Below are 22,278 nucleotides of genomic sequence, written 5' to 3'. Positions count from 1 at the left end.
AAGACGACCGGTTATCACTGGAAGTTTTTACTGACGCGTAACTTCCCCCTTGAACTACTCGCCCGTAACTTGACGAGTGAACAGCATCCTCGTGATCCGGATCACAGGGCGTATGGACATCGCAACTCCCTTGAGCCGCAAGGAGATCACCCGGTGCTGCCCTGGAAAAAAGTGATCAGACCCGTTCTCGCGCTGCTGCTGACCGCCGCGGTCGCCACCCTTCCCGCCGCCGGTGCCCAAGCCGCCACCAGCAGTGGCTGGAACGACTACTCCTGCAAGCCCTCCGCCGCCCACCCCCGCCCCGTCGTCCTGGTCCACGGCACGTTCGGCAACTCCGTCGACAACTGGCTGGGACTCGCCCCGTACCTGACGAAGCGCGGCTACTGCGTCTTCTCCCTCGACTACGGCCAACTGCCCGGCGTCCCCTTCTTCCACGGCCTCGGCCCCATCGACAAGTCGGCCGGACAGCTCGACGCGTTCGTGGACAAGGTGCTCGCCTCGACCGGCGCCGCCGAGGCCGACCTCGTCGGGCACTCGCAGGGCGGCATGATGCCCCGCCACTACCTCAAGTTCCTCGGCGGAGCGGCCGAGGTGAACGCCCTCATCGGCCTCGCGCCCTCCAACCACGGCGCGACGCTGAGCGGACTCACCCACCTGCTGCCGTACTTCCCCGGCGCCGAGGACCTGCTCTCGGCCGCCACCCCCGCCCTCGCCGACCAGATCCCCGGCTCGGCCTTCCTCGCCAAACTCAACGCGGGCGGCGACACCGTGCCCGGTGTGCGCTACACGGTCATCACCACCAAGTACGACCAGGTGGTCACGCCGTACCGCAGTCAGTTCCTGGAGGGGCCGGACGTACGCAACGTGCTGCTCCAGGACCTGTGCGCGGTCGATCTCTCCGAGCATCTGGCGATCGGGCTGTTCGACCGGATCGCCTTCCACGAGGTGGCCAACGCCCTCGATCCGGCGCGGGCCAAGCCGACGACCTGCGCGTCGGTCTTCAGCTGACGCCCGTGCCGCGGCGCCGGGGCCTGGCCGACCTGAGCCGCCGGTCAGGCCCCGGAGTATTTCGTCAGCGGCCGTACCGGCCGCCGCTCACCGCCTGCCGGCGGACCGCGGCGAACAGGGCCGCCGACCCCGGCGCGAGCGCCGCCGCGCCGCCGACGGCGATGTACGGGGTGCCGCTGTCGCCGCCGGTCTCGGCGAGGTTCCCGCCGGCCCCGCCGGTCCCCGTGGCCCCGGCGGGCGCGGCCTTCGGCCGGCCGTCCGCGGCGGCCTTGCGGCGTGCGGGCATGGGGGAACTCCTCGCAGCGCTCACTCGGGTGGATCCCGGGACCGGTCCCGACGGGGGTCCCGTGGGGGCGCTTCGAAGCTAGCCCGAGGAGAGCGCGAAATCGCCTGCTGAAGGCGGGTGGAGGAGATCCTTATGGTCCCTTTAAGGGACCGCTGAGACTGCGCTGAGGTAGGTGCGGCAGGGCCGGATCAGTCGGCCGGCCACCAGGTGCGGGCGATGTCCTTGCGCACCTCGGGCCGGCGTTCGCAGGTGGGCTCGTCGGTCTCCTCACGGAGTCTTCGGGAGTCCGTCTTCCGCGGGGGCTTGTGCACTGTGATGCGGCGCATGGCTGCCTCCTTCAGTGCCTACCGAGTTCCGTGTTCTCACGGAGGTAGACCATTTCGGGGAGAGTTCCTTATCTCTGCCGATATGTCTGTGATGGCCGTCACGATTCGGTTGTCAGTCGTGGCTGTCACCCTGTGTGGCATGACCGACTGGGACGAGCGGGCCGCGACCTTCGACGACGAGCCGGACCACGGGCTGCGCGACCCCGTGGTGCGGGACGCCTGGGCGCGACGGCTGCGCTCCTGGCTGCCCGGCGCGCCCTGCGACGTCCTCGACCTCGGCTGCGGCACGGGCAGTCTGTCGCTCCTCGCGGCCGAGCAGGGACATCGCGTCACCGGCGTCGACCTCTCCCCGGCCATGGTGGACCTCGCCCGCGCGAAGCTCGCCGGACGTGACGCCGTGTTCCTGGTCGGTGACGCGGCGGAACCGCCGGTGGAACGGGAGCGTTTCGACGTCGTGCTCGTACGGCATGTGCTGTGGACGCTGCCGGATCAGAGCGGGGCGCTGCGGCACTGGCGGGCGCTGCTGCGGCCGGGAGGGCGGCTGGTGCTGGTCGAGGGAGTCTGGGGGACGGTGACGCCGGTCGGTGTCGACGCGGGCCGGCTGCGGGAGCTGCTCGGGACGGTCGCCGGGCCGGTGCGGGTGGAGCGGCTGTCCCAGGACGCGGCGCTGTGGGGGAGGGCCGCGGACGATGAGCGGTACGCGGTCGTCGCGCAGGCGTGACGTCGCAGGACCACGTCCACCGTGGTGTTCCGCTCCGCCCGGGGTTCAGCCGAGTTGCCGGACATGGCGCACCTCCGTCGCGCGGATGTCGTACCCGAGCCACTTGTTGATCGCGAGCATCGGGCCGTTCCCGGTGTCGTTGCCCGTGAACGCCTCCGTGCACCCGGCGGCGCGGGCGCGGTGCAGGGAGGCGTTCTTGGCGAGCTTGGCCAGGCCCCGGCCCCGGAAGGCGCGGGCGGTGCCGGTCATGGCGGTGGCGATGGGGGTCTCCCCGCTCGCGCGCGTTCGAGAGTGGGGGAGGGTGCCGTCCGTGTGGACGACGCTGAAGGCGGCCGGGCGGCCGTCGACGACCACGACCGAGGTGAGGTCGAGATCGAGGAGCGGGTGCTTCCAGGTCTCCTCGATCCACGCCTCGTAGTCGGTGAACTCCGTTTCGACGTCGCTCGGTTCGTCGGACGTCGTCTCGGCGTCCAGCGCGAACAGCGGACGCGGGTCGTCGGCCCAGTCGGCGGCCGTGCGCAGTTCGACGCCGGGCGGCGGGTCCTGGAGCGGCGGCAGCGTGCCGTGCGCCAGGTCCAGGCGGAGGAAGTGGGCCGAGCGGCTCGCGCGGTAGCCGCGGCGTTCGGCGAAGGCACGGTGGGCGGGCTCGTCCAGGACCCAGGAGAGGAGCTTGGTGGCCCCGTGGGCCGCGAGGTGCTCCTCGGCCGTGCGCACCAGGAGCGAGCCGGCACCGTGCCCGGTGTGCCCGGGGTGTACGTAGACGTTCAGCGAGCCCTGGCCCGGCTCCGTGCTCTGAGGTGCCATGCCGACCTGCGCGGTCCCGACCACCTCGCCGTCCTGCTCCGCGACGAGCGAACGGAAGTGGGCGTCCGGATGGTTCCGCGTGAGGTGGTGGACGACGGACGCCGGCGTGACCAGGAGGAACGGCAGCGCCAGCCGGCGGACACGGGCGAAGCCCTCGACGTCGGCCGGGACGTCGGGGCGGAGGTCGCGCACGATCACTGTCATGGGGCGCACGCTAGGTGCGGGGACGGGACGGACGCCTCTCATTTTCCGGCGGGTACGGGAGAATCGGGCCGTGACCTTGAAGATCGACATTGATGAGGGCGCCGCGGAGGCGCCGTACGAGCAGGTGCGGGCGCAGATCTCCGCGCAGGCGCGGTCGGGGGCGCTGCCGGTGGGGTACCGGCTGCCGACGGTCCGGGGACTGGCCGAGACGCTGGGCCTGGCCGCGAACACCGTCGCGAAGGCGTACCGGGCGCTGGAGACGGACGGTGTGATCGAGACGCGGGGACGCAACGGCACGTTCGTCGCCGCGACGGGCCCGGCGGCGGAGCGTGAGGCGGCGGGGGCCGCGCAGGCGTACGCCGAGCGGGCGCGCAGGCTGGGACTCGGTGAGGAGGCCGCGCTGCGCGCGGTGCGGGAGGCGTTGCGGGCGGTGTACGGGGAGCGGGAGCCGAAGGGCTGAGCGGGTCCCCGTCCCCGCCCGCGGCTGCGCGTGACGGACGGTCGTGTCCGGGTGCGCCGGTCTGACCGTCGCAGGGCGGGGCGGGCCCGCGTGTCTCACGGTCGCGTCACCGGCACGCCGGGCGTCCGCGTCACCCTCCGCCCCTCCCGCCCCGCCAGCTCCGCGAACGTCACCGCGTCCTCCACCGCCGCCCCGCCGGGGTCGTTGTTGAAGTACAGGTACACGTCGTGGTCGTCGGGGAAGACGTCCGTGACGCGGTGCAGCCAGGTCCGCAGGGACTGCCGGCCGTAGTGCGGCCAGGGCCGGGCGCGGCCCTGGTGGAAGCGGACATAGCCCCAGCCGGTGGTGCGCCACAGCGGTGTCACGGGGTGGGAGAGGACGTCGGCCCAGCACAGGGCCGCGCCGCGGGAGCGCAGCACCTCCTCCACCTCCGGCGTCCACCACGACTCGTGCCGCGGTTCGACCGCGATCCGCGTGCCGGCCGGGAAACAGGCCAGGCAGGCGTCCAGCAGCCCGGCGTCCGCGCGCAGGTTCGGCGGGAGCTGGAGGAGGACCGGACCGAGCCGGCCGGCGAGCCCGGACGCGTGGCTCATCAGGCGCCGCACCGGCTCCTCGGGGTCCTTCAGGCGCTTGACGTGCGTCAGATAGCGGCCGGCCTTGACCGCCATCACGAAGTCCGACGGCACCCGGTCGTGCCACGTCTCGAAGTTCTCCCGCGTCGGCAGCCGGTAGAACGCGTTGTTGATCTCGACCGTGGCGAAGCCTGCGGCGTACTCCTCCAGCCACAGCCGCGTGGGGCAGCCGCCCGGGTACAACCGCCCCCGCCAGTCCTTGTACTGCCACCCCGACGTGCCGACGAACAGGGTCATACGTCCATCAAAGCACCGGACGGGACCGGACGGCCCCAGGAGTCACGGCACCGGAGCGGACCGGGGTGGGCCGGGGGGTGGGCCGGGGTGGGCCGGACGGCCCCCTAGAGGTACAGCCCCGCCTCCGAACCGCCCCGCGGCTCCGGCAGCGCCGTCGGGGACGTGCCCCGCCGCAGCGCGTACAGCTCCGCCAGCGTCGCCCCCTCGCGGACGACGGCCTCCGCCCGGTCGGGGACCTCGCCGCCCAGCCAGTCGATCGCCTCGCGCCGGGTCAGCGGCCCCACCTCGATGCGGGCCAGGCAGCGGCCGGGGCGGACGACCGCGGGGTGCAGGCGCTCCAGGTCCTCGTTGGTCGTGACGCCCACCAGGACGTTGCGGCCCTGACCGAGCAGTCCGTCCGTCAGATTCAGCAGCCGCGACAGCGCCTGACCCGCCGTGTGCTTGGCCTCACCGCGGATCAGCTCGTCGCAGTCCTCCAGCAGGAGCAGCCGCCAGCGGGCCTTGCCCGCCGCGTCCTCCTCGCCGATCGCGATGTCCATCAGATAGCCGACGTCGCTGAACAGCCGCTCCGGGTCCAGGACGCAGTCCACCTGGCACCAGTCCCGCCACGAGCGGGCCAGCGTGCGCAGCGCCGACGTCTTGCCGGTGCCGGGCGGTCCGTGCAGGAGCAGCAGCCGGCCCGCGATGTCCTCCGGCGTCGTCCGCATCAGCTGGTCCATGGCCTTGGCGACCGGCTCGGTGTAGTTGGGGCGCACATCGTCCCAGGTGCCCGCCGAGATCTGCCGCGTCGTACGGTGCGGGCCGCGCCGGGGGGAGACGTACCAGAAGCCCATCGTCACGTTCTCCGGCTGCGGCTCGGGCTCGTCCGCCGCGCCGTCCGTCGCCTGGTCGAGGACCTTCTTTGCCAGGTCGGCGCTGGTGGCGGTCACCGTGACGTCGGCGCCCCGGTTCCAGCGGGAGACCAGCAGCGTCCAGCCGTCGCCCTCGGCGAGCGTGGCGCTGCGGTCGTCGTCGCGGGCCAGGCGCAGCACGCGCGCGCCCGACGGCAGCAGCGTCGCGCCGGAGCGCACGCGGTCGATGTTGGCCGCGTGCGAGTACGGCTGCTCGCCCGTCGCGAAGCGGCCGAGGAACAGCGCGTCGACGACGTCGGACGGTGAGTCGCTGTCGTCGACGTGGAGCCGGATCGGCAGAGCGTCGTGCGGGTTGGCAGACATGTCGCCATGATCGGGCACATGGGCCCCCCGTGCACCCGCTTTCCGCGGTGAGCGCGGAGTGTCGGCCGCGCGTCCCTCGTTCCGCCGCGCGCCGGCACCTCCGGTTCCCGGGTCGCACATGTACGACATCTGCCCCCAACCCGCCTTCCACGGCTACTGTTTCCCCCGATGGGACGTCACGAGGGGCACACGGGGGAACGGCGATGGCGGCTCACCGCGCTGTTCGGCGTGGCGGCGACCGTCGTGGCGCTGGCGGTGACCCTGCTCGGCACGCTCCCCGGCGACGGCGCGAGCACCGCCGGCACCTCACCCGGCGGAGGCGAGCCGCACGGCACGCCCGTGATCCCGCCCGGGCAGCCGCGCCCCGACGTCGGATGGGGCTTCACCCACACCCAGTACAGCGCCGACGAGGGCGCCGCGGCCGCCGTGGGCCGGGTCGGAGACCGCCTCGCACGGTCGGCGCTGCCGCAGAACCAGCACATCATGGGCTGGGGCGCGGACAACCCCGAGCCGCTGAAGGGCCGTTACGACTTCGCCGCCCTCGACCGCCGCGTCGACTTCGTCCGCGCCTCCGGCGGCACCCCGGTCATCACGCTGTGCTGCGCCCCGGACTGGATGAAGGGCGAGGGGGAGGGCACCGGCGAGACGGACTGGAGCCAGGCGGCGCTGGAGACCGCCCCGCTGCCCGAGCACTACGGCGACTTCGCCGCCCTGGCCGCGACCGTCGCGAGGCGCTACCCCGACGTACGCCACTTCATCGTGTGGAACGAGTTCAAGGGCTTCTGGAACGACGCCGAGCGGCGCTGGGACCACGAGGGCTACACCGAGCTGTACAACCGGGTCCACAAGGCGCTGAAGGACGTCGACCCGGACATCATGGTCGGCGGGCCCTATCTGGTGATGGACAGCGTCGACCCGCGGCGGACGGACATCGCCTCCACCACCGTCAGGGGCCCCTGGGGCGCCCTGGACCAGCGTGTCCTCGACGCCTTCTCCTACTGGAACGAGCACAAGGCGGGCGCCGACTTCGTCGTCGTGGACGGCTCCAGCTACACCAAGGACGGCGAACCGCTGCCGGACGAGTTCGCCGCCACCGGGAAGTTCGAGGCCGTCGGGCAGTGGGTGAGAGGACGGACCGGCGGCGAGCTGCCGCTGTGGTGGGCGGAGTACTACGTCGAGCCCGCCGACGGCGACGACGACCGGCACGGCTGGTCCGAGCCCCACCGGCGTGCCGTCCAGGCCACCGCCATGATCGCCATGGTCGAGGGCGGCGCCTCCTCGGGCTTCTACTGGAACCCGCAGGAGAAGACCGGCCCCGGCTGCCCCGGCTGCCTGTGGTCGCCCACCGGCACCGAGGACGGCGGCGTCGCGCTGCCCCTGTACGACCTCCTCGCCCGCTTCGCCGCCGCGTTCCCGCCGGGGACGGCGTACGAGAGCGTGACCGCCCCGGCCGGTGTGCGGGTCCTCGCCACCGCGAGGACCCTCCTGGTCGTCAACACCCGCGACCGGGCGACCGGCGCCGAGGTCGACGGCGTGCGTCTGGACCTGCGGCCCCACGAGGTGAAGTGGGTCGAGCGGTAGGGCGTCACCTCAACGTCAGGAACCGCTGCACCAGCGCCGCGCACAGCATCGCCAGCAACGGCAGCGAGAACCAGAAGCCGCCCTGCAGACGGCGCAGGCGCCGCACGCCCGGCCGCGTCGCCACCCGGACCACCTCCCGCGCGGACAGCAGCACGATCAGCGCGACGGCCGCGACGGCACCCACCACCGACCAGGGCGTCCAGGTCACCAGCGGTCCCGGGGGACCGGGATCGGCCGCCGGGACGGGTCCGGCCGGCTCCCGGGCCAGGGCGTAGACGGTGACGTCCGACCCGGCGAAGGCCCGCCGCAGTTCCGGCCGCTCGTCCAGCGCGCGGATCAGCCGGGGCCCCCAGGACGCCGGGTAGCCGGCATCCAGGCGGAGAGAGGCGACCTGGCCGCTGTTGACCATCAGACAGGAGTTCGGGCCGGCGTCCTCCAGCGCCTCGACCAGACCCGACACCAGCTCCGGGTCGGCGGGCGCCCGCGTCGGCACGTACTCCACCTTCTCCATGTCCCGCGCCCCCCACGGCAGCGCGGGCGTCACGGTCTCCAGCGGGTCGTCGCTGAGCCACAGCAGCCGTACGCTCGGGTCGTCGTGCGCGTACACGAACTCCATCGCGGCGACCTCGCCGGGCCGCACCCGCTCGAACGGCTCGTTGCCCCACCGCGCCACCAGGAAGCCGCCCATCAGCACCAGCCCCGCCGTCAGCGCGGCCAGCGGCGCGAGGCTCGCCCGGTACCAGGTCCGCCGCACGGCGCCCTCACCGACGCGCGGGAAGAGCGCGAGACCGGCCAGCAGGGCGGCGCCGGGCAGCGCGAACAGGAAGACGCGCAGCGCCATCTCACCGCCGTACGACTGCATGCCGAAGCCCAGGAACGGCACGAAGGCCAGGACCGGCAGGGCCCGCTCGCGGTAGCCGTGCGCGCGCCGTCGCCACCAGCCGCAGCAGGCGAGGGCCAGCACCCCGCCGGCCAGCGCCACACGCGTGTACAGCACGAGTCCGTGGGTGGAGTCGCCGCCCTCGATCCGCCCGGACACCGACGACGACACATTGCCGCCGACGCCGCCGACGCCGCCGAACAACTCGTCGAAGTGCCCGGACCAGTACGGCTCGGCCATGAAGCCGATCCAGGCCACGACCATCACGCCGAACAGCACGGGCAGCCCGCGCGGCTGGGACATCCCGAGCAGCACCAGCGCCGTGACCACGCCCAGCATCACGAACGGCGTGAGCTGGTGGGCCGGGACGGTCGCCGCGAACAGGCCGATCACGACGAGCAGCAGCACCGCCCGCTGCCGCCGGCCCGCGGGCTCCACCTCCGCCTCGCCGGGGCGGAGCCTCGTCCAGATCACGCGCGGGGAGCGGAACCAGACGAGCAGGATCGCCACCAGGACGAGATACAGCAGATAGGTGAAGCCCTGCGGGGAGAAGTAGTCCTGCCCGACCCAGCCGCTCAGCGCGAAGACCCACACGCCGGCCCACCGGGCGCGCCAGCTCGCCCGGAGCGCGCGGGTCAGCAGGAACAGCGGCGCCAGGCAGAGCAGTTGAAGGGCCGACGGCCACCAGCGGATGACCTCGGTCAGATCGGCCACCCCGCAGGCCCGGGCGACGAAGGCGGCCACCGCGAAGAACCCGGGCCAGCTCCAGCGCGCGTCCAGGTCGGGCACGGCCGTGCCGGTGCGGTCGATGTGGTCGAGGAAGCCGAGATGCTGCCAGGCCGTGGCGAACCGGGGCTCGGTCTCGATCACGGCGGGCAGCGCGTGCAGCGACACGACCGTCGCCAGCAGGGTGACCAGCAGCAGCGCCCGGTGCTCACGGCCCGGCCGGAGCAGCGCGGCGAACACGACGACGAGCAGTGCGGCGCCGATCAGCGTCGGGACGGGCAGGACGGAGACCAGGCCCAGCCCGCCCATGCGGTCCAGGTCGGCCTCGCCCAGGCGGGACGCCGGAACCCAGTAGAGCGCCAGCGCGGCGACCAGCAAGGCACCGAGGACCACACCGACGGGGGTGGGCATCAGCCGCTGCCGCCAAGGGCTCGCCGGACGCGCGCCCCGCGCGGCTGTGACCGCGACGGGCTCCGGGTCCCGCGCCGGGACCTGCTTCTCCGTCGTGCTCACCCCCGTGGGCAAAGTCCCCGGCCCCGGCCGGACGTCCGGTCGCCGTTCCTGGTGGTCGAAGTCGACCGGGAGGCCCAGCACCAGGGTGTCGCTGTCCTGCGCCCAGGACGGTCCCCGCCCGCGCGCCGCCCCGCCGGCCGCCGGGACGTCGCGCGCACCCGGGTCGGCGAGGTCCCCGTCGGGTGCCGCGCCGGGCGGGACGTCGGACGCGGCGCCCTGGACCGTGCGGTACAGCCGGGGCGCGGCGATCGCCACGATCACCGAGAGGCTGGCGATCTCGGCGATGCCGGCCCCGGTCAGGCCCATCCGCGGCAGCAGCACCAGCGTCAGGCCGAGCACCAGCGCGCAGAGCAGCCCCTGCAGCCAGGCCAGTCCGGCCGTACGGCTCTGCGCGCGCAGCACCGCGAAGTACGTCTCCATCACGACCCGCAGCACGGCCCCGGCCGCCAACCAGCGCAGCAGCGGCGTGGCCGCCTCCGCGTACCCCGCGCCGAACACGCCGAGGATCCAGGGCGCGCCGAGGAACAGCACCGCGGCGACGGGCAGCGTGATCCGGGCCATCCGCCGCAGCGCGGCCCGGGTGTCGGCGGCGAGCCTGGCCGGGTCGTGCGCGCCCTCGACGGTCAGCGAGGCGCCCATGTTGACGGCGAGCAGGTTGACCGTGCCGGCGATGACGGCGGTGATGTAGAAGTACGCGTTGTCCTCGGCGCCGACCTGCGCGGCCACGATCACCGGCACCAGATAGACCACGGCGAGCGAGAACAGCGACCCCGTGCAGTCGCCGGCCAGGAAGCGCCCGACCTCCCGGAGCGTCGGCGTCCGCGCCTGCCCCTCGGTCGCCCGCACGTGCCGGGGCACCAGCCGCCGGAACACCAGCCAGCCCAGCGGCAGTACCGAGGTGGCGATGGCCGCGACCCAGGAGACGAAGACCCCGGTCATCGGGATCGCCACCGCGAACGCCACCAGCAGGCCGAGCTTCACCGCCGAGAAGACGGTGTTCCCCACCGGCACCCACGGCGCGTTGCGCAGCCCGGTGAGCACCCCGTCCTGGAGGGTGAGCAGGTTCCAGGCGACGACGGCCACCACGAAGACCGCGGCCGGCAGCGGCGAGTGCAGGAAGCGGTACGACGGTCCCCACGCCTCCAGCGTCAGCAGGAACGCGCCCGCCGCCAGCGCCACCACGAGCGAACTGCCCGCGTACGTCCTGAGGATCAACCGTCCGGTGCCCCGGCCGGCGACCGGGATGAACCGGGCCAGTGCGCCGGTGAGCGTCACCGCGGTGAGCCCCGCGAGCAGCTTCATCGCGGCGATCGCGGCCGAGCCCTGCCCGACCGCGGCCTCGGAGTAGTGCCGTGCCGCGAGCAGCCAGTAGCCGAGACCGAGCACGGCCGAGATGCCGGTGTTCAGCATCAGCGCGTAGGCGTTGCGCAGCAGGTGGCCGCCGCCCGGGGACCGGCCGGGCCCCGGCCGTCCCGAGCGGCGCCGGGGTTCCTCGGCGGGCTCCTTCCCGGCGGGCGCGGCTTGGGCGGTGCTCGTGTCAGACACGGGTACGGGTGGCCTTCCGGCGGACCTGGCGTGCACGGCGGACCAACGCGTAGCCCTTGGTGAGGGCGCGGTCCCTGACGAAGGCGCGGGTGATCGCGCGGCCCTGGACGAGCCGCGCGAACTCCTCGATCCCGGTGCCGCGGCGCACGGTGACCCGCCGCAGGGCGTACGGTCCCTGGGCGGGGCGGGCGAGGTCGTTGCCGACGGCGAGTGCCTGGCCGTATCCCGTCGCCCGCACCTCGCGCCGGACCCGCCGGCTGGAGTAGCCGTACGGGTAGGCGAACGACGTGGGCGGGGTGCCCAGTTCGGCGGCGACGACGTCGCGGCAGCGGCTCAGTTCGAAGCGCAGGGCGTCGTCGCCGAGCTGGTCGAGCTGCGGGTGGCTGTGGCTGTGGCCGCCGATCTCGACGCCCGACCGGGCCAGTTCGCGCACCTGGTCCCAGCCGAGCATCCGGTCCAGGCCGCCCCCGGTGTCATGGGCGCCCTCGATCCAGCCGGTGGCGACGAACAGCGTGGCCGGGAAGCCGTGCTCGGTGAGTACGGGCAGGGCATGGCGGTGCACCCCCACGTAGCCGTCGTCGAAGGTGACCAGGACCGGGCGCGGCGGCAGCGGACGGCCGGAGCGCCAGCGCCCCGCGAGCTCCGCCGTGGTGAGCGGGGTGAGCCCCAGGTCGCCGACGGCCTCCATCTGCCGCGCGAAGGCGTCGGGAGTGACCGACAGGGCCCGGGTCGCGTCGTTCGGCTCGGACGCGACGGCGTGGTACATCAGGATCGGCACGCGGGTGTCAGTCACGTCCGCCGCCCCCGACCGGCGTCACCGGGAACGCCGTACCGCTCCTGCGCGCACACACGCTGCCCACCACGTAGCCGCCGGCCGCCGCGCACACGCCGGCGACGATCGCCCCCGCCCTGCCCGCGCCGCCCGGCCGGGCCAGCACCGCGTCCCGCAGGCCGCGCGCCACCCCGGCCGGCAGCACCCGGATCGTGTACCGGCGTTCGGACTCCAGCCCCTCGCGGGCGCCCACGCTCCGGGCCACCAGCGCCTTCGACAGGCCCTCGGCGTACGCGCGGGCGCGGAAGTAGCCGAACCGCTCACGCGCCGGCGGCACCCGGTGGTGGATCACCGCGCGGTCGTCGATCAGCAGGACCGCCTCGGGCACGGCGCGGGTCAGACGGATGCACAGCTCCGTCTCCTCGCAGCCCAGCGGGCGTCTGTCGCCGTCCCGGCCGATGCCGGTGGCGAAGCCGCCCGCCGCGTCGAACGCCGTGCGGCGGAAGGACGCGTTGCCGCCCAGCACGTTGCGGACCCGGACCAGGCCGGGCGGCAGACCCCGGTAGCTGCAGCCGACCACCCAGTCGAACTCCTCCGGGAACCAGACAGGGCGCCGCCCGGACGCCCAGACGGGCTCCGTGCGGCCTCCGACCGCCATCACGCGCGGGTCGGCGTAGGACGCGGCGAAGTGCCGCAGCCAGTCGCGTTCGGCGACGGCGTCGTCGTCGAGGAAGGCGATCACCTCGCCGTGCGCGGCGGCGATGCCGGTGTTGCGCCCGGCGGACAGGCCGCGGGGGCCCGCGTTGGCGAGCACCCGCACGACGGCGTCCCGCGCGGACTCCTTGTACTCGTGGGCGAGCCGGTCCAGGAGCGCTTCGTTGTGGTCGACGACCAGGAGCGTCTCCAGGGCCGGCCGGGACTGCGCCCGCACCGAGTCGACGGCCGCGAGGATGTCCTCCCAGCGGTCCTCGGTGTAGACGCAGATCACGACGGAGATGCCGGGACCGCTCAAGAGACCTCTCCCCGGGCCGTGTCGAACATCGGCGAGGGGCGGCCGCGGCGGCGCAGCGCGCGCCGGTTGGAGCGCTCCCGCAGGATCACCCTCAGCACCCGCAGCCCGTCGCGCACGGCGCTGAGGTTGCTGGTGCCGTGGATACGGAGGTACTCGTGGCTGGGGATCTCCTGCACCTTCAGTCCGGCCTTGACCACCCGGATGTTCATCAGCGTCTCGACCTCGAAGCCGGTGCAGTCGAGGTCGATCTTGTCCAGGCAGTGCCGCCAGAAGGCGTTGTAGCCGTAGCACAGGTCGGTGTAGCGCGCGCCGAACTTGCGGTTGACGACCGCGCACAGGGTGCGGTTGCCCATCCTGCGGATGAAGGTCATGTCGTCGGTGCCGCCGCCGTTGGCGAACCGCGACCCCTTGGCGAAGTCCGCGCCGGAGACCAGCGCGGAGACATAGCTGACGATCTCGTTGCCGTCGGCCGAGCCGTCCGCGTCGACCATCACGATGATGTCGCCGGTGCACGCCTCGAATCCGGTGATCAGCGCGTCGCCCTTGCCCTTTCCGCGCTGCTCGACGACCTTCACGTCCGGCCACAGGTCACGGGCGACCCCGACGGTGTCGTCGGTGGAATTGCCGTCCACCAGGACCACTTCGTGGATCCAGTGCGGAAGGGTCTTGAAGACGTACGGGAGATTCTCCGCCTCGTTCATCGCGGGAATGACCACGCTCACCGGCGGCGTGATCGCCAGATGCGTGGATATCGGCCGGAAGACGCCGGCCGTCGACGGTTTCTCGTCGGTCGCCGCCGAGTCCAGAACAGAACTCATGAGTTGGTCCCTCTCGTCCGGTGGACCGCCCACCCCCGGGCGGTCCGGCTCTTTGTCCGGTGCGAAAGGGGGGTTTGTACTGGCACAGCTCACCGGTGCCGGACAACGGCAGCCGTTTGCGCGGAACGGCCCGGTCACGTCTCGACGTCACCGGGCACGGCACCCCCCACCGCGCGCCGCTCCGGCACAGCACCACGGCCCCTGAGCCCTCCCCTGGGTCCGTCGTGGTGATGGTCCGGTGCGGACGAAAGTATGAAGATATTGACGGATCATGCTTTATGGCAAGACCTGGGACCTCCCCTCACTTTCCGGTCGGTAGGGTCGTTACCGGCGTCCTGGCCTGATCTTTCCCAGCTGCTTCAGCAGTTTGTCCGCCGGCTGGAACAACTCAGGTCGCGCCACCACGACATTGCGCAGTGCGCGCACCGGCGCACGCCGGGCGCGATGCCCGAGGGCCACGGGATGACGTCGCGCCACCCACCCTTCGAACACCTGGATTTCGCGTGTTTTCAGGGAATCCTTGTATTCCTTCGGACCCCGTCCGAGATCGAGAAGGGCGATTCCCTCGGCGGCGGCCGCCTCGGCCATCCGCAGATGCAGCACGAGTCCCGGGGAGTACTTCGCGTACGCCGGGTCGTACGCCGGGAACCAGCAGGCGAGGACGCGCTCGCTGCGGAGTCCGAAATGCGCGGCCACCGGTCTGCCGCCCGCGTACAGCACCGACAGGATCCCCGCGAACGGCTCCGAGCGGGTGTGGAACAACTGCTCCACCAGCCGCGTGATCCACTCGTGCGCGAAACGGTCGCTGCGCCCGGTCCTGCGGTACTGCGCGGACTTCCACCCCATCAGCGTGCGCAGTGCGGCGGGGTCCCGCTCGTCGTGGACGTGGACGACCTCGCCGACGTCCCGGCCGAGCTTGCGCTCCTTGGCGAGGGTGGACCTGGTGAACTTCGGCGACCGGTCGCGCAGCCCGGCCAGATACACGTCGTAGCCCTGGTCGACGTCGATGACGGGGGAGGGGAAGGCGCCGGAGGCGTGCGCCTCGAACGGCCGCTGCCCCTCCACCAGATGGTCGAACTCCCATACGGCGAGCCCGCAGGCCCGCAGCAGTTCTCCGGCGTCCCAGGTGAACCCGGGGCGGTGCACCACGCCCTGCGCGTCGCTGACGCCGAGTCCGACGGCCCGGCCGACCCCCGCGGCGGTTCTCTGGAACGCGAGGAACGCGGCGGGCTCGCCCTCCTCGCGGGCCACCGCGATCCGTACGCCGCGTCTGCACCGGCCCATGGCCAGCGCGAACTCCGGGGACAGGAAGGGGTTCGCCAGCCCGGGCGCACCGTGCAGAGGGGCCTTCGCCTGCATCGCCGTCCAGGCCGCCCGGTCGGCGGCGGTCAGCTCACCCGGCCGGTACACAGTGATGTCCACGTCATGAGCCCTCTCTTCTCGCGGCGTGGCCACGGAGGCGCCGGACCAGGACCAGCAGGAGAGTGAGGGCGCTGAGCACGGTCACGGCCACGATGCCGCCGCGTACCGACCACAGGCGCAGGGCCAGCATGCCCTGGGCGACCAGCATGTCGACGGCGATCGCGCCCGCCGTCGCCACGATGGCGCGGCCGAGCGGATCGAGCCCGTCGAGCGCCGCGGCGATGGCCACGGCCGGCGCCGCCAGCAGGAAGAACAGCGTGAACGGAGCGCGCAGTGGCGAGTCGGACTCGATGAGCGCCAGCAGCGCGCCGATCGCGCCCACGGCGGTCGCGGCGCCCGCGAGCGTCAGGACCAGGTCCCTCCCCGAACCGGGCCCCGTCCGCTCGGCGCCGTCTGATGCGTCTCTCTTCGCACGGATGGTCTGCATGGGCGACTTTGCCCCCCGAAGCGCCGGATGCCGGGCTTCAATGTCGCGCAGCCCTCGTGGGGGCGTCAAGACGCGGAATGCGCTCTCTGCGATCCGGAAGGACCGTCGTCGCAAGGGTGGTTCGCCCCCGGGGAACGGCCTGTCACACCTGGCTCATCGGTGTCGCCGAAGGGGCTCGAAGCGGCTCACGCGCCGTGTGGGGGCGTGCGCGTGGGGCGCGTCCCGCGCGCACGGCCGGGCGATGCGGTCGGCCGCCCTGGCGCGCGGCCCTGGGTGCCCGAAGGTGAGCGTGCGGCGGCGAGGGTCGTGCCGCCCGCTATCTCTCTGTCTGCGGCATCCGGACGACCGCGACCCCGCCCTCCAGGTCCACCGTCGTCCGGTTCGGCGGCGCGCCGTCCTCCTCGTCGTCCCGCATGACCAGTGCCGACTGTCGCTCCTTGAGTTCGTTCTGCTTCCCCGGCGAGAGGCTCGCGTGGAGCAGTTCGAACCCGGTGGCCGATATCTGGCCCTGCCGGACGCTGTTGCGCCATGGCAGCAGTCCGGCCCGCCCGGCACGGACGAGCAGTTGATCCGCGAAGGCGATGCCGGTCAGCAGGATGACCAGCCCGGGCAGGGTCATGAAGACGGCGAACTCCATGGCCCCAGTATCCAGGCCCCGCGGCGATCCCGGGAGGGCGGACGGCATGGCCGACTGCGACGCTCGATGCGGCTCACGGCGCGGGCCCCGGCCCGGGTTACGGAGCCCGGCCCCCTCCCGGATCCCGAGCCCGCCGCCGGGCCGTCACGGTGCCCCGGGCGCGACGGTGCCCCGGGCGTCACGGTGCCCGGGGTGAGCGCGCGTGCGGGGGCGTGGAGTTGAGTGGCTGTCGGTGGGCCCGGCGCCGAGCGCGTCATCGCACGACCCGTCACCCGGGGCCCGTATGGGTGAAACGGCAACAGTTTTGGCATGGACACTTCCATTCAACACGCGTAGTTGGTACCACGGTTGAGGCAGAGATCCTGCTAAAGGGAGGTTCCATGAGACGTTCCCGACTTGTCGTACTCTTCGGCTCACTCCTCCTCGCCGCCACGGCCGCGCTCACCGGCGCGTCCTCGGCGCAGGCGTCGGAAGCCGCCGCCACCAGCTATGTGGCGCTCGGCGACTCCTACTCCTCCGGTGTCGGCGCGGGCAGCTACATCAGCTCCAGCGGCGACTGCAAGCGCAGCACGCGGGCGTACCCCTACCTCTGGGCGGCCGCCAACTCACCCTCCACGTTCCACTTCACGGCCTGCTCGGGCGCCCGAACGGATGAAGTTCTCGCCGGCCAGTTGGCGCCCGTCAACGCGAGCACCGGCCTGATCTCCCTCACCGTCGGCGGCAACGACGCCGGCTTCGCGGACGTCATGACGACGTGCGTGCTCCAGTCCGACAGCGCCTGCATCTCCCGCATCAACACCGCACGCGCGTACGTCGACACCACGCTCCCCGGCAAGCTCGACAACGTCTACGCGACGATCCGCGGCAGGGCACCCTCCGCCCAGGTCGTCGTCATCGGCTACCCCCGCTTCTACAAGCTCGGCCAGTCGTGCCTCGGTCTGTCGGAGACCAAGCGCAGGGCCATCAACGACGCCTCCGACGTCCTGAACACCGCCATCGAGAAGCGCGCCCTGAACCACGGCTTCACCTTCGTGGACGTCCGCACCACCTTCACCGGCCACGAGATCTGCTCCGGCTCCTCGTGGCTGCACAGCGTCAACTGGCTCAACATCGGCGACTCGTACCACCCGACCGCGAACGGCCAGTCCGGCGGCTATCTGCCGGTGTTCGACAGCGTCGCCTGACCGTCAGGGAGCCGGTGGAGAAGCAGGTGAGGAGGAGGCCCCGCCCGTCGGGGTCTCCGTCACGCAGGTCACCGAGAACGCCACCACGTCGGACGTGACCCGCACCGGCTCCCGGACCTCCACACCGAGCGCGTTCTCGTACGTCCCGCTCTCCTCGTACGTCGTCACGACCACCCGGTCCTGCCGGGTCCGCTCCCCGCCCTGAGGGAAGGACAGCGTCCGCCAGCCCGGGTCGGTCACCCTGCCGTCCCGGGTCACCCACCGGTAGCTCACCTCGGCCGGGAGCCTGCCCACGGTGAAGGTCGCCGTGAACACCGGCGCCCGGTCGGCGGGTGGCGGGCAGGAGCCCGAGTAGTCGGCGCGCGTACCGGAGACGGTGACGGTCACCGTCTGGGGCGGGGAAGTGGACGAGGGGCTCTCGTCCGGCGTCGGGGTGGTGGCCTCGCTGGTGTCCGTCTCCTCCGGCGGGCTCGACTCCGGCGGTCCCGCCGTCCGCGGGGCGGACGTCTCCGGGCCCCCCGCCTTCCCGTCGCCGCCGTCACCGTCGTCGTCGTTCAGCAGCGCGTAGGTCAGCCCGCCGACCGCCAGCGCCAGCGCCGCGATGCCCGCCACCAGCGCCGTGACGGCGCGACGGTCGCGAGGCGGCGGCTCGCTGTTCCTGGTGATGGCCGTCGGGGCCGCCGGCCGCGGCGGAGCGGGGGACCGCGGCTGCTGGTGCCCGGCGACCGTCGGCGGATACGGGGTGTACGGCGTCGTCGGCGCGGTGCTCGCGCGCGGAGTGCCCCCGGCGGCCGCCAACCTGAGGTCCTGCTCGGCCCGTTCGGGCGACAGCCGCTCGGCAGGGTCCTTGCGCAGCAGACCCTCGACGACCGGGGCGAGCGGGCCGGCCCGGTGCGGTGGCGGCAGTTCCTCGTCGACGATGGCGCGCAGGGTGCTCAGCGGGGTGTCCTGCCGGAACGGGGAGTACCCCTCCACCGCCGCGTACAGCAGCACGCCCAGCGACCACAGGTCCGACTCGGGACCCGGTGTGCGGCCGAGCGCCCGCTCCGGGGCGAGGAACTCGGGCGAGCCGACGACCTCGCCGGTCATGGTCAGCGCGGAGCTGCCCTCGACCGTCGCGATTCCGAAGTCGGTGAGCACGACCCGACCGTCGTTCGACAGCAGGACGTTGGCCGGCTTCACGTCCCGGTGCAGCACCCCGGCCTCGTGCGCGGCGCGCAGCGCTGACAGCACCTCCGCGCCGATCCGCGCCGCGCGCTGCGGCGGCAGCGGGCCCTCGGCGTCCAGCAGGTCCGCCAGCGAGATGCCGCGGACCAACTCCATCACGATCCAGGGCCGGTCCTCCTCCGTGGCCACGTCGTACACCGTCACGACGTTGCGGTCGGTGATCCGCGCCGCCGCCCACGCCTCGCGTTCCAGACGGGCGTACATCCGCTCCACGTCGGAGGCCGGCAGTCCGGCCGGGGCCCGCACCTCCTTGACGGCGACCTCGCGGTTCAGCACCTCGTCCCGGGCGCGCCACACGGTGCCCATCCCGCCCTCGCCGAGCGGGGACAGCAGGCGGTACCTGCCGGCGATCACGCGTTCACTGCCCGATGACGCGGACACGGGCGCCCCCCTTCGCAGCCGTGAGTGGTGTGTCGTCTGATTTCTCCCCAAAAGTAGCTCACCCGAATGCCGTTGCCGCCCCCCTGAGCACCAATCCGGCGCCCAGAGCCACGACGACGAAGGCGGAACCGACCGGTGCGCCGCGGCGGACCAGCGCCGCCAGGGGGTTGGCGGCCCAGCGCGGCCGGCGCACCAGCGCACGGGTCACCCCGGCACCGAACCTCACGACGGCGAAACCCGCGGCGGTCAGGGTGAGCGCCAGCCCGGCGCCGTAGGCGACGACGAGCAGCAGCCCGAACCAGGCGTGCCCGAGGGCGGCGGCTCCCACGAGCACGACGACCGCGGAGGGACTGGGGACCATGCCGCCGGCGAAGCCCATGAGGATCGTGCCGCGCAGGGTGGGGGCGACGGGGTGGGTGTGGGTGTGGCCGCCGTGCGTGTGGGTGTGGCCGGTGTGGGTGTGTCGATGGGGGTGCGGGTGGTCCTGGTTTCCGGGGCCGTCGGTGTGGCTGTGGCCGTGCGCGTGGTCGTGCGCGTGGTCGCGGGGGGTGTCCGCCTCGTGGTGGTCGGCGGCGTGGGCGTGCTCGCGCCCGGAGTGGCCGTGCCCCCGGCCGTGTTCGTGCGCGTGCGCCAGGGCGTGCCTCCGGTTGCGGATCGCCCGCCGGACCAGGCCCGCGCCCGCCAGCGTCACCAGGAGGCCGCTCGCGATGCCCAGCCAGGCGACCACCGAGGGGGCCGCCGCGGAGCCGCCCGTGACCAGCAGGCCGAGGGCGACCACGCCGAGGGTGTGGGTGACCGTGACGGAGGCGGCCAGGGGCAGGACGTCCTTCATGCGGGCGCGGCCGCCGTGGGCCGCCGCGGTGGCCGCCATCAGCGTCTTGCCGTGCCCCGGCGCGAGAGCGTGCAGGGCGCCCAGGCCGGTCGCGACGAGCAGGGCCAGCGCGGCGAAGCCGGCGGTGAGGTCCTGGCGGGCCACCAGGGAGTCCAGGGCCCTGGTCCAGCGGTCGGCGCCGCGCGGCAGGACGGAACCGGCGGGCGCTTCGCCCCGCTCCTCGGCGAGGGCGGGGCCGCCGGGCCGTATCCGCAGGGCCGCGGAACCGGTGTCGGCCGGGGACGACAGCAACTCCGCAGGATAGGAGGTCAGTTCGCGCGACACCGATTCCTTCGGCACGTCCGACGCGGTGAGCGTCGTACGGTCCCCGCGCGCGGTGATCTCCCGCCAGCCGGGCCCCGAACCGGCACCGGCGCTGCGGAATCCGACGGTGGCGGGTTCGCCCTCCGGCAGGGGGGCGGTCAGCCCGCACTCCAGCCGGAGGGTGTCGAGCCCCGCCTGACCGGGCCGCACGCGCGCGTGGCTGTCGGTGACCCGGAGGGGGACCCGGCGCCCGTCGACGGTGACCTCGCCGTCCCGGGCGGCGGCGGCGCACCGCTGCTTCGCCCACCCGTCCAGACCGAGCCGTTCGACGTCGGGCGCCGCCTGCGTCGCGGGGATCTCGGCGAGGTCCTCGACATGGTCGACGCGGAGCTCGCCGGGGGCGGCGACCAGGCCGTCGTAGTGGTTGACGGTGAAGTTGCCGAGCGGGTGCGCCGCCGTGGTGCCGGCCGGGACGAGCACCAGGGCGCCGGTCGCGGCCAGGACGGCGAGCGGACGAAGGAGCCTCACCCCGTCACCTCCAGGGACTTCAGGACGGTCCGGGCCTCGCGGGCGGACAGCGGGGAGAAGCCAGGGTTCAGCTTCAGTGCCGCCGTCAGGGAGGCGCGGGCCTCCCGCGGGTGGCCGGCGGCGCGCTCGATCATGCCGCGGTGGTACAGGAAGGCGGCGTTACGGTAGCCGGTGGCGGCGGCCCGGCGGGCGTACGGCAGGGCCTCCTCCGCACGGCCGTTGACGTACAGCGCCCACGCGAGGGCGTCCGCGGTGTGCACGGTCCGGCGCCGGTCCCACTCGGCACGGGCGGCCTTCAGGGCGAGCCTCGCGTCACCGTGGTCGGCTGCCGCGAGCGCGGTGTCGAGGTCGGCGTTGACGCCTCCCGCGCGCGCGAGCGCGGTCCAGGCGTGGACGAGGGCGTACTGCGCACGGGCCTCGGCCCGCTCGCCGTCCGCCTCGTACAGCTCGCCGAGGGCGACGAGCGCGCCGGGCAGCGGGGCACGGGCGACGACCGCCTCCATGCCCCGCACTGCCTCGGCGCGGTCGCCGCCCGCGGCCTGCGCGAGGGCCCGCCCCTCCAGGGCGGGGAGGTAGCCGTCGTCCGCGGCGAGCGCGCGGGCGTAGTGCCGCAGGGCACCCGCGTGGTCGCCCTGGTTCCAGGCGAGCCGGCCGAGCGCGGTGGCGACGTAGGCGGTGTCGGCGGGTGTGGCGGCGGCGTCGAGCGCCTGCTCCAGGACCCGGCGGGCGGTGCCGACGTCACCGCGCAGTTCGCTCACGTAGGCGTACCGCGTGAAGACGGGGATGCCCGGTCGCCGGGCGTCCGCGGTGCGGGCGGCCTTCGCCGCCTCCTCGTACCGGCCGAGCTCCAGCAGGGCGTCGACGCGGCTGCACAGGGCGCGTTCGTTGTAGGGGTTCCGTTCCAGGGCACGGTCCGCGTGGTCGAGGGCGTCCTCGAACTCGTGGCGGGCGGCGGCGAGGGCGGCCCGCCCGGCCAGCGCCTGGTCGTTGCCGGGGCGCAGTCGGAGCGAGCGGTCCAGCGCCTTGTCGGCCTGCGGGTAGCGCGAGGGGTCGCCGTCGACCCTCGCCTGTTCGACATAGCCCAGCCCGAGGGTGGCCCAGGCGCCGAAGTCGCGCGGCTGGGCGCGGAGATGGGCCTGGAGTCCGGAGACGGCCTCGTTCAGGTCGCCCATGGCGGACAGAGCGACGGGGGACACCCCGCTGCCGGTCCTCGCGAGGACCGGTCCGTCGTCGGCCCGTGTGGTGCCGACCGCGATCGACGCTCCGGTGAGCGCCACGGCCAGCAGCACGACGCAGGCGGCGAGATGGGCCCGGCGCCCGAGCCGTCCGGCCGCCGCGACCCGCCGCGGCGCGGCCACCCGCTCGCCGGCTTGCGGCGCCGCGGACGTGGTGCCGCCGGACGCGACCGGGGCGTCGGCGCCCGCAGGGGTCCCGCGGTCCCCGGCGTTTGCCCTCGGGCCGTTCTCGCTCTGCGGGTCTTCGTCGTCGGTACGCGGGAGCATGCCTCTCCTCGGTGTGGCGGCGGTGGGTACGTGGACGGGGAGGCGCGGCCCGCGCCGTGGGGGACGGAGGGGGTGCGGGCCGCGCCGTTCGGTGGG

General features: G+C 73.6%; 20 protein-coding genes. 5 read left to right on the top strand and 15 right to left on the bottom strand.

Annotated elements, in window-relative coordinates:
* The first annotated feature begins 153 nt into the window (after window positions 1–153).
* Entirely contained in the window at window positions 154–1,008 is an 855-nt protein-coding gene (locus tag ACWCPM_RS08775; RefSeq protein WP_450975412.1) for an esterase/lipase family protein, read from the top strand.
* A gap of 64 nt (window positions 1,009–1,072) precedes the next feature.
* Here ACWCPM_RS08775 and ACWCPM_RS08770 read toward each other — a convergent pair whose 3' ends face one another.
* A complete protein-coding gene (locus tag ACWCPM_RS08770; protein WP_450975411.1) occupies window positions 1,073–1,294 on the bottom strand; it encodes an LAETG motif-containing sortase-dependent surface protein in 222 nt (73 codons plus the stop codon).
* A gap of 188 nt (window positions 1,295–1,482) precedes the next feature.
* Window positions 1,483–1,620, bottom strand: coding sequence for a hypothetical protein (locus ACWCPM_RS08765; protein WP_450975410.1), 138 nt, complete (start codon window positions 1,618–1,620; stop codon window positions 1,483–1,485).
* A gap of 139 nt (window positions 1,621–1,759) precedes the next feature.
* Here ACWCPM_RS08765 and ACWCPM_RS08760 point away from each other — a divergent pair, with 139 nt between their 5' ends.
* Window positions 1,760–2,341 (top strand): class I SAM-dependent methyltransferase, encoded by a 582-nt coding sequence (locus tag ACWCPM_RS08760; RefSeq protein WP_450975409.1) that lies wholly within the window; start codon window positions 1,760–1,762, stop codon window positions 2,339–2,341.
* Between the two features lie 45 nt (window positions 2,342–2,386).
* On the opposite strand, the gene ACWCPM_RS08755 is transcribed toward ACWCPM_RS08760, so the two are convergent.
* On the bottom strand, window positions 2,387–3,349 hold the full coding sequence (locus tag ACWCPM_RS08755; protein WP_450975408.1) for a GNAT family N-acetyltransferase: 963 nt from the start codon (window positions 3,347–3,349) through the stop codon (window positions 2,387–2,389).
* A 70-nt stretch (window positions 3,350–3,419) separates the two neighbouring features.
* On the opposite strand from ACWCPM_RS08755, the gene ACWCPM_RS08750 reads away from it, so the two are divergent.
* The gene (locus tag ACWCPM_RS08750; RefSeq protein WP_450975407.1) at window positions 3,420–3,809 is read left to right on the top strand and encodes a GntR family transcriptional regulator; all 390 of its coding nucleotides are present in this window, start codon (window positions 3,420–3,422) and stop codon (window positions 3,807–3,809) included.
* Between the two features lie 95 nt (window positions 3,810–3,904).
* Here ACWCPM_RS08750 and ACWCPM_RS08745 read toward each other — a convergent pair whose 3' ends face one another.
* The gene (locus tag ACWCPM_RS08745) at window positions 3,905–4,678 is read right to left on the bottom strand and encodes a DUF72 domain-containing protein (RefSeq protein WP_450975406.1); all 774 of its coding nucleotides are present in this window, start codon (window positions 4,676–4,678) and stop codon (window positions 3,905–3,907) included.
* A 104-nt stretch (window positions 4,679–4,782) separates the two neighbouring features.
* Window positions 4,783–5,892, bottom strand: a complete 1,110-nt coding sequence (locus ACWCPM_RS08740) for a DUF5925 domain-containing protein (RefSeq protein WP_450975405.1) — start codon at window positions 5,890–5,892, stop codon at window positions 4,783–4,785.
* Between the two features lie 168 nt (window positions 5,893–6,060).
* On the opposite strand from ACWCPM_RS08740, the gene ACWCPM_RS08735 reads away from it, so the two are divergent.
* Entirely contained in the window at window positions 6,061–7,473 is a 1,413-nt protein-coding gene (locus tag ACWCPM_RS08735) for a GH39 family glycosyl hydrolase (RefSeq protein WP_450975404.1), read from the top strand.
* A gap of 4 nt (window positions 7,474–7,477) precedes the next feature.
* On the opposite strand, the gene ACWCPM_RS08730 is transcribed toward ACWCPM_RS08735, so the two are convergent.
* From ACWCPM_RS08730 to ACWCPM_RS08700, 7 genes are all read right to left on the bottom strand, one after another.
* A complete protein-coding gene (locus ACWCPM_RS08730) occupies window positions 7,478–11,137 on the bottom strand; it encodes a lipopolysaccharide biosynthesis protein (protein WP_450975403.1) in 3,660 nt (1,219 codons plus the stop codon).
* Window positions 11,130–11,930, bottom strand: a complete 801-nt coding sequence (locus ACWCPM_RS08725; RefSeq protein WP_450975402.1) for a polysaccharide deacetylase family protein — start codon at window positions 11,928–11,930, stop codon at window positions 11,130–11,132. Before ACWCPM_RS08725 ends, ACWCPM_RS08730 begins: the two co-directional genes overlap by 8 nt.
* Entirely contained in the window at window positions 11,923–12,921 is a 999-nt protein-coding gene (locus tag ACWCPM_RS08720; RefSeq protein WP_450975401.1) for a glycosyltransferase, read from the bottom strand. Before ACWCPM_RS08720 ends, ACWCPM_RS08725 begins: the two co-directional genes overlap by 8 nt.
* Window positions 12,918–13,739 (bottom strand): glycosyltransferase family 2 protein, encoded by an 822-nt coding sequence (locus ACWCPM_RS08715; RefSeq protein WP_450975400.1) that lies wholly within the window; start codon window positions 13,737–13,739, stop codon window positions 12,918–12,920. The genes ACWCPM_RS08720 and ACWCPM_RS08715 overlap by 4 nt, the downstream gene beginning before the upstream one ends.
* A 324-nt stretch (window positions 13,740–14,063) precedes the next feature.
* Entirely contained in the window at window positions 14,064–15,161 is a 1,098-nt protein-coding gene (locus ACWCPM_RS08710) for a GNAT family N-acetyltransferase (protein WP_450975399.1), read from the bottom strand.
* Between the two features lies 1 nt (window position 15,162).
* A complete protein-coding gene (locus ACWCPM_RS08705) occupies window positions 15,163–15,588 on the bottom strand; it encodes a hypothetical protein (protein ID WP_450975398.1) in 426 nt (141 codons plus the stop codon).
* A 316-nt stretch (window positions 15,589–15,904) separates the two neighbouring features.
* Window positions 15,905–16,225 carry a DUF6191 domain-containing protein gene (locus ACWCPM_RS08700; RefSeq protein ID WP_450975397.1) on the bottom strand — a complete coding sequence of 107 codons (321 nt, stop codon included), beginning with the start codon at window positions 16,223–16,225 and terminating at the stop codon, window positions 15,905–15,907.
* Window positions 16,226–16,605: 380 nt separating this feature from the next.
* On the opposite strand from ACWCPM_RS08700, the gene ACWCPM_RS08695 reads away from it, so the two are divergent.
* Window positions 16,606–17,409, top strand: a complete 804-nt coding sequence (locus ACWCPM_RS08695) for an SGNH/GDSL hydrolase family protein (RefSeq protein WP_450975396.1) — start codon at window positions 16,606–16,608, stop codon at window positions 17,407–17,409.
* Window positions 17,410–17,412: 3 nt separating this feature from the next.
* On the opposite strand, the gene ACWCPM_RS08690 is transcribed toward ACWCPM_RS08695, so the two are convergent.
* The 3 genes from ACWCPM_RS08690 to ACWCPM_RS08680 are packed head-to-tail and all read right to left on the bottom strand — an operon-like array spanning window position 17,413 to window position 22,182.
* The gene (locus ACWCPM_RS08690; RefSeq protein ID WP_450975395.1) at window positions 17,413–19,017 is read right to left on the bottom strand and encodes a serine/threonine-protein kinase; all 1,605 of its coding nucleotides are present in this window, start codon (window positions 19,015–19,017) and stop codon (window positions 17,413–17,415) included.
* A 58-nt stretch (window positions 19,018–19,075) separates the two neighbouring features.
* Window positions 19,076–20,680: a HoxN/HupN/NixA family nickel/cobalt transporter gene (locus tag ACWCPM_RS08685; protein WP_450975394.1), complete on the bottom strand. Its 1,605-nt coding sequence runs from the start codon at window positions 20,678–20,680 to the stop codon at window positions 19,076–19,078.
* A complete protein-coding gene (locus ACWCPM_RS08680; protein WP_450975393.1) occupies window positions 20,677–22,182 on the bottom strand; it encodes a tetratricopeptide repeat protein in 1,506 nt (501 codons plus the stop codon). The genes ACWCPM_RS08685 and ACWCPM_RS08680 overlap by 4 nt, the downstream gene beginning before the upstream one ends.
* Window positions 22,183–22,278: the final 96 nt, after the last annotated feature.

Source organism: Streptomyces sp. NPDC002309 (genome assembly GCF_053593375.1).
The sequence above is the reverse complement of the archived record's forward strand: the minus strand, read 5'-3'. Positions and strand labels throughout refer to the sequence as shown.

Coding starts and splice junctions, on each gene's coding strand:
- ACWCPM_RS08770 (WP_450975411.1), bottom strand. CDS start 1,294: ATGCCCGCACGCCGCAAGGCCGCCGCGGACGGCCGGCCGAAGGCCGCG.
- ACWCPM_RS08765 (WP_450975410.1), bottom strand. CDS start 1,620: ATGCGCCGCATCACAGTGCACAAGCCCCCGCGGAAGACGGACTCCCGA.
- ACWCPM_RS08760 (WP_450975409.1), top strand. CDS start 1,760: ATGACCGACTGGGACGAGCGGGCCGCGACCTTCGACGACGAGCCGGAC.
- ACWCPM_RS08755 (WP_450975408.1), bottom strand. CDS start 3,349: ATGACAGTGATCGTGCGCGACCTCCGCCCCGACGTCCCGGCCGACGTC.
- ACWCPM_RS08745 (WP_450975406.1), bottom strand. CDS start 4,678: ATGACCCTGTTCGTCGGCACGTCGGGGTGGCAGTACAAGGACTGGCGG.
- ACWCPM_RS08740 (WP_450975405.1), bottom strand. CDS start 5,892: ATGTCTGCCAACCCGCACGACGCTCTGCCGATCCGGCTCCACGTCGAC.
- ACWCPM_RS08735 (WP_450975404.1), top strand. CDS start 6,061: ATGGGACGTCACGAGGGGCACACGGGGGAACGGCGATGGCGGCTCACC.
- ACWCPM_RS08715 (WP_450975400.1), bottom strand. CDS start 13,739: ATGAGTTCTGTTCTGGACTCGGCGGCGACCGACGAGAAACCGTCGACG.
- ACWCPM_RS08705 (WP_450975398.1), bottom strand. CDS start 15,588: ATGCAGACCATCCGTGCGAAGAGAGACGCATCAGACGGCGCCGAGCGG.
- ACWCPM_RS08700 (WP_450975397.1), bottom strand. CDS start 16,225: ATGGAGTTCGCCGTCTTCATGACCCTGCCCGGGCTGGTCATCCTGCTG.
- ACWCPM_RS08695 (WP_450975396.1), top strand. CDS start 16,606: ATGAGACGTTCCCGACTTGTCGTACTCTTCGGCTCACTCCTCCTCGCC.
- ACWCPM_RS08680 (WP_450975393.1), bottom strand. CDS start 22,182: ATGCTCCCGCGTACCGACGACGAAGACCCGCAGAGCGAGAACGGCCCG.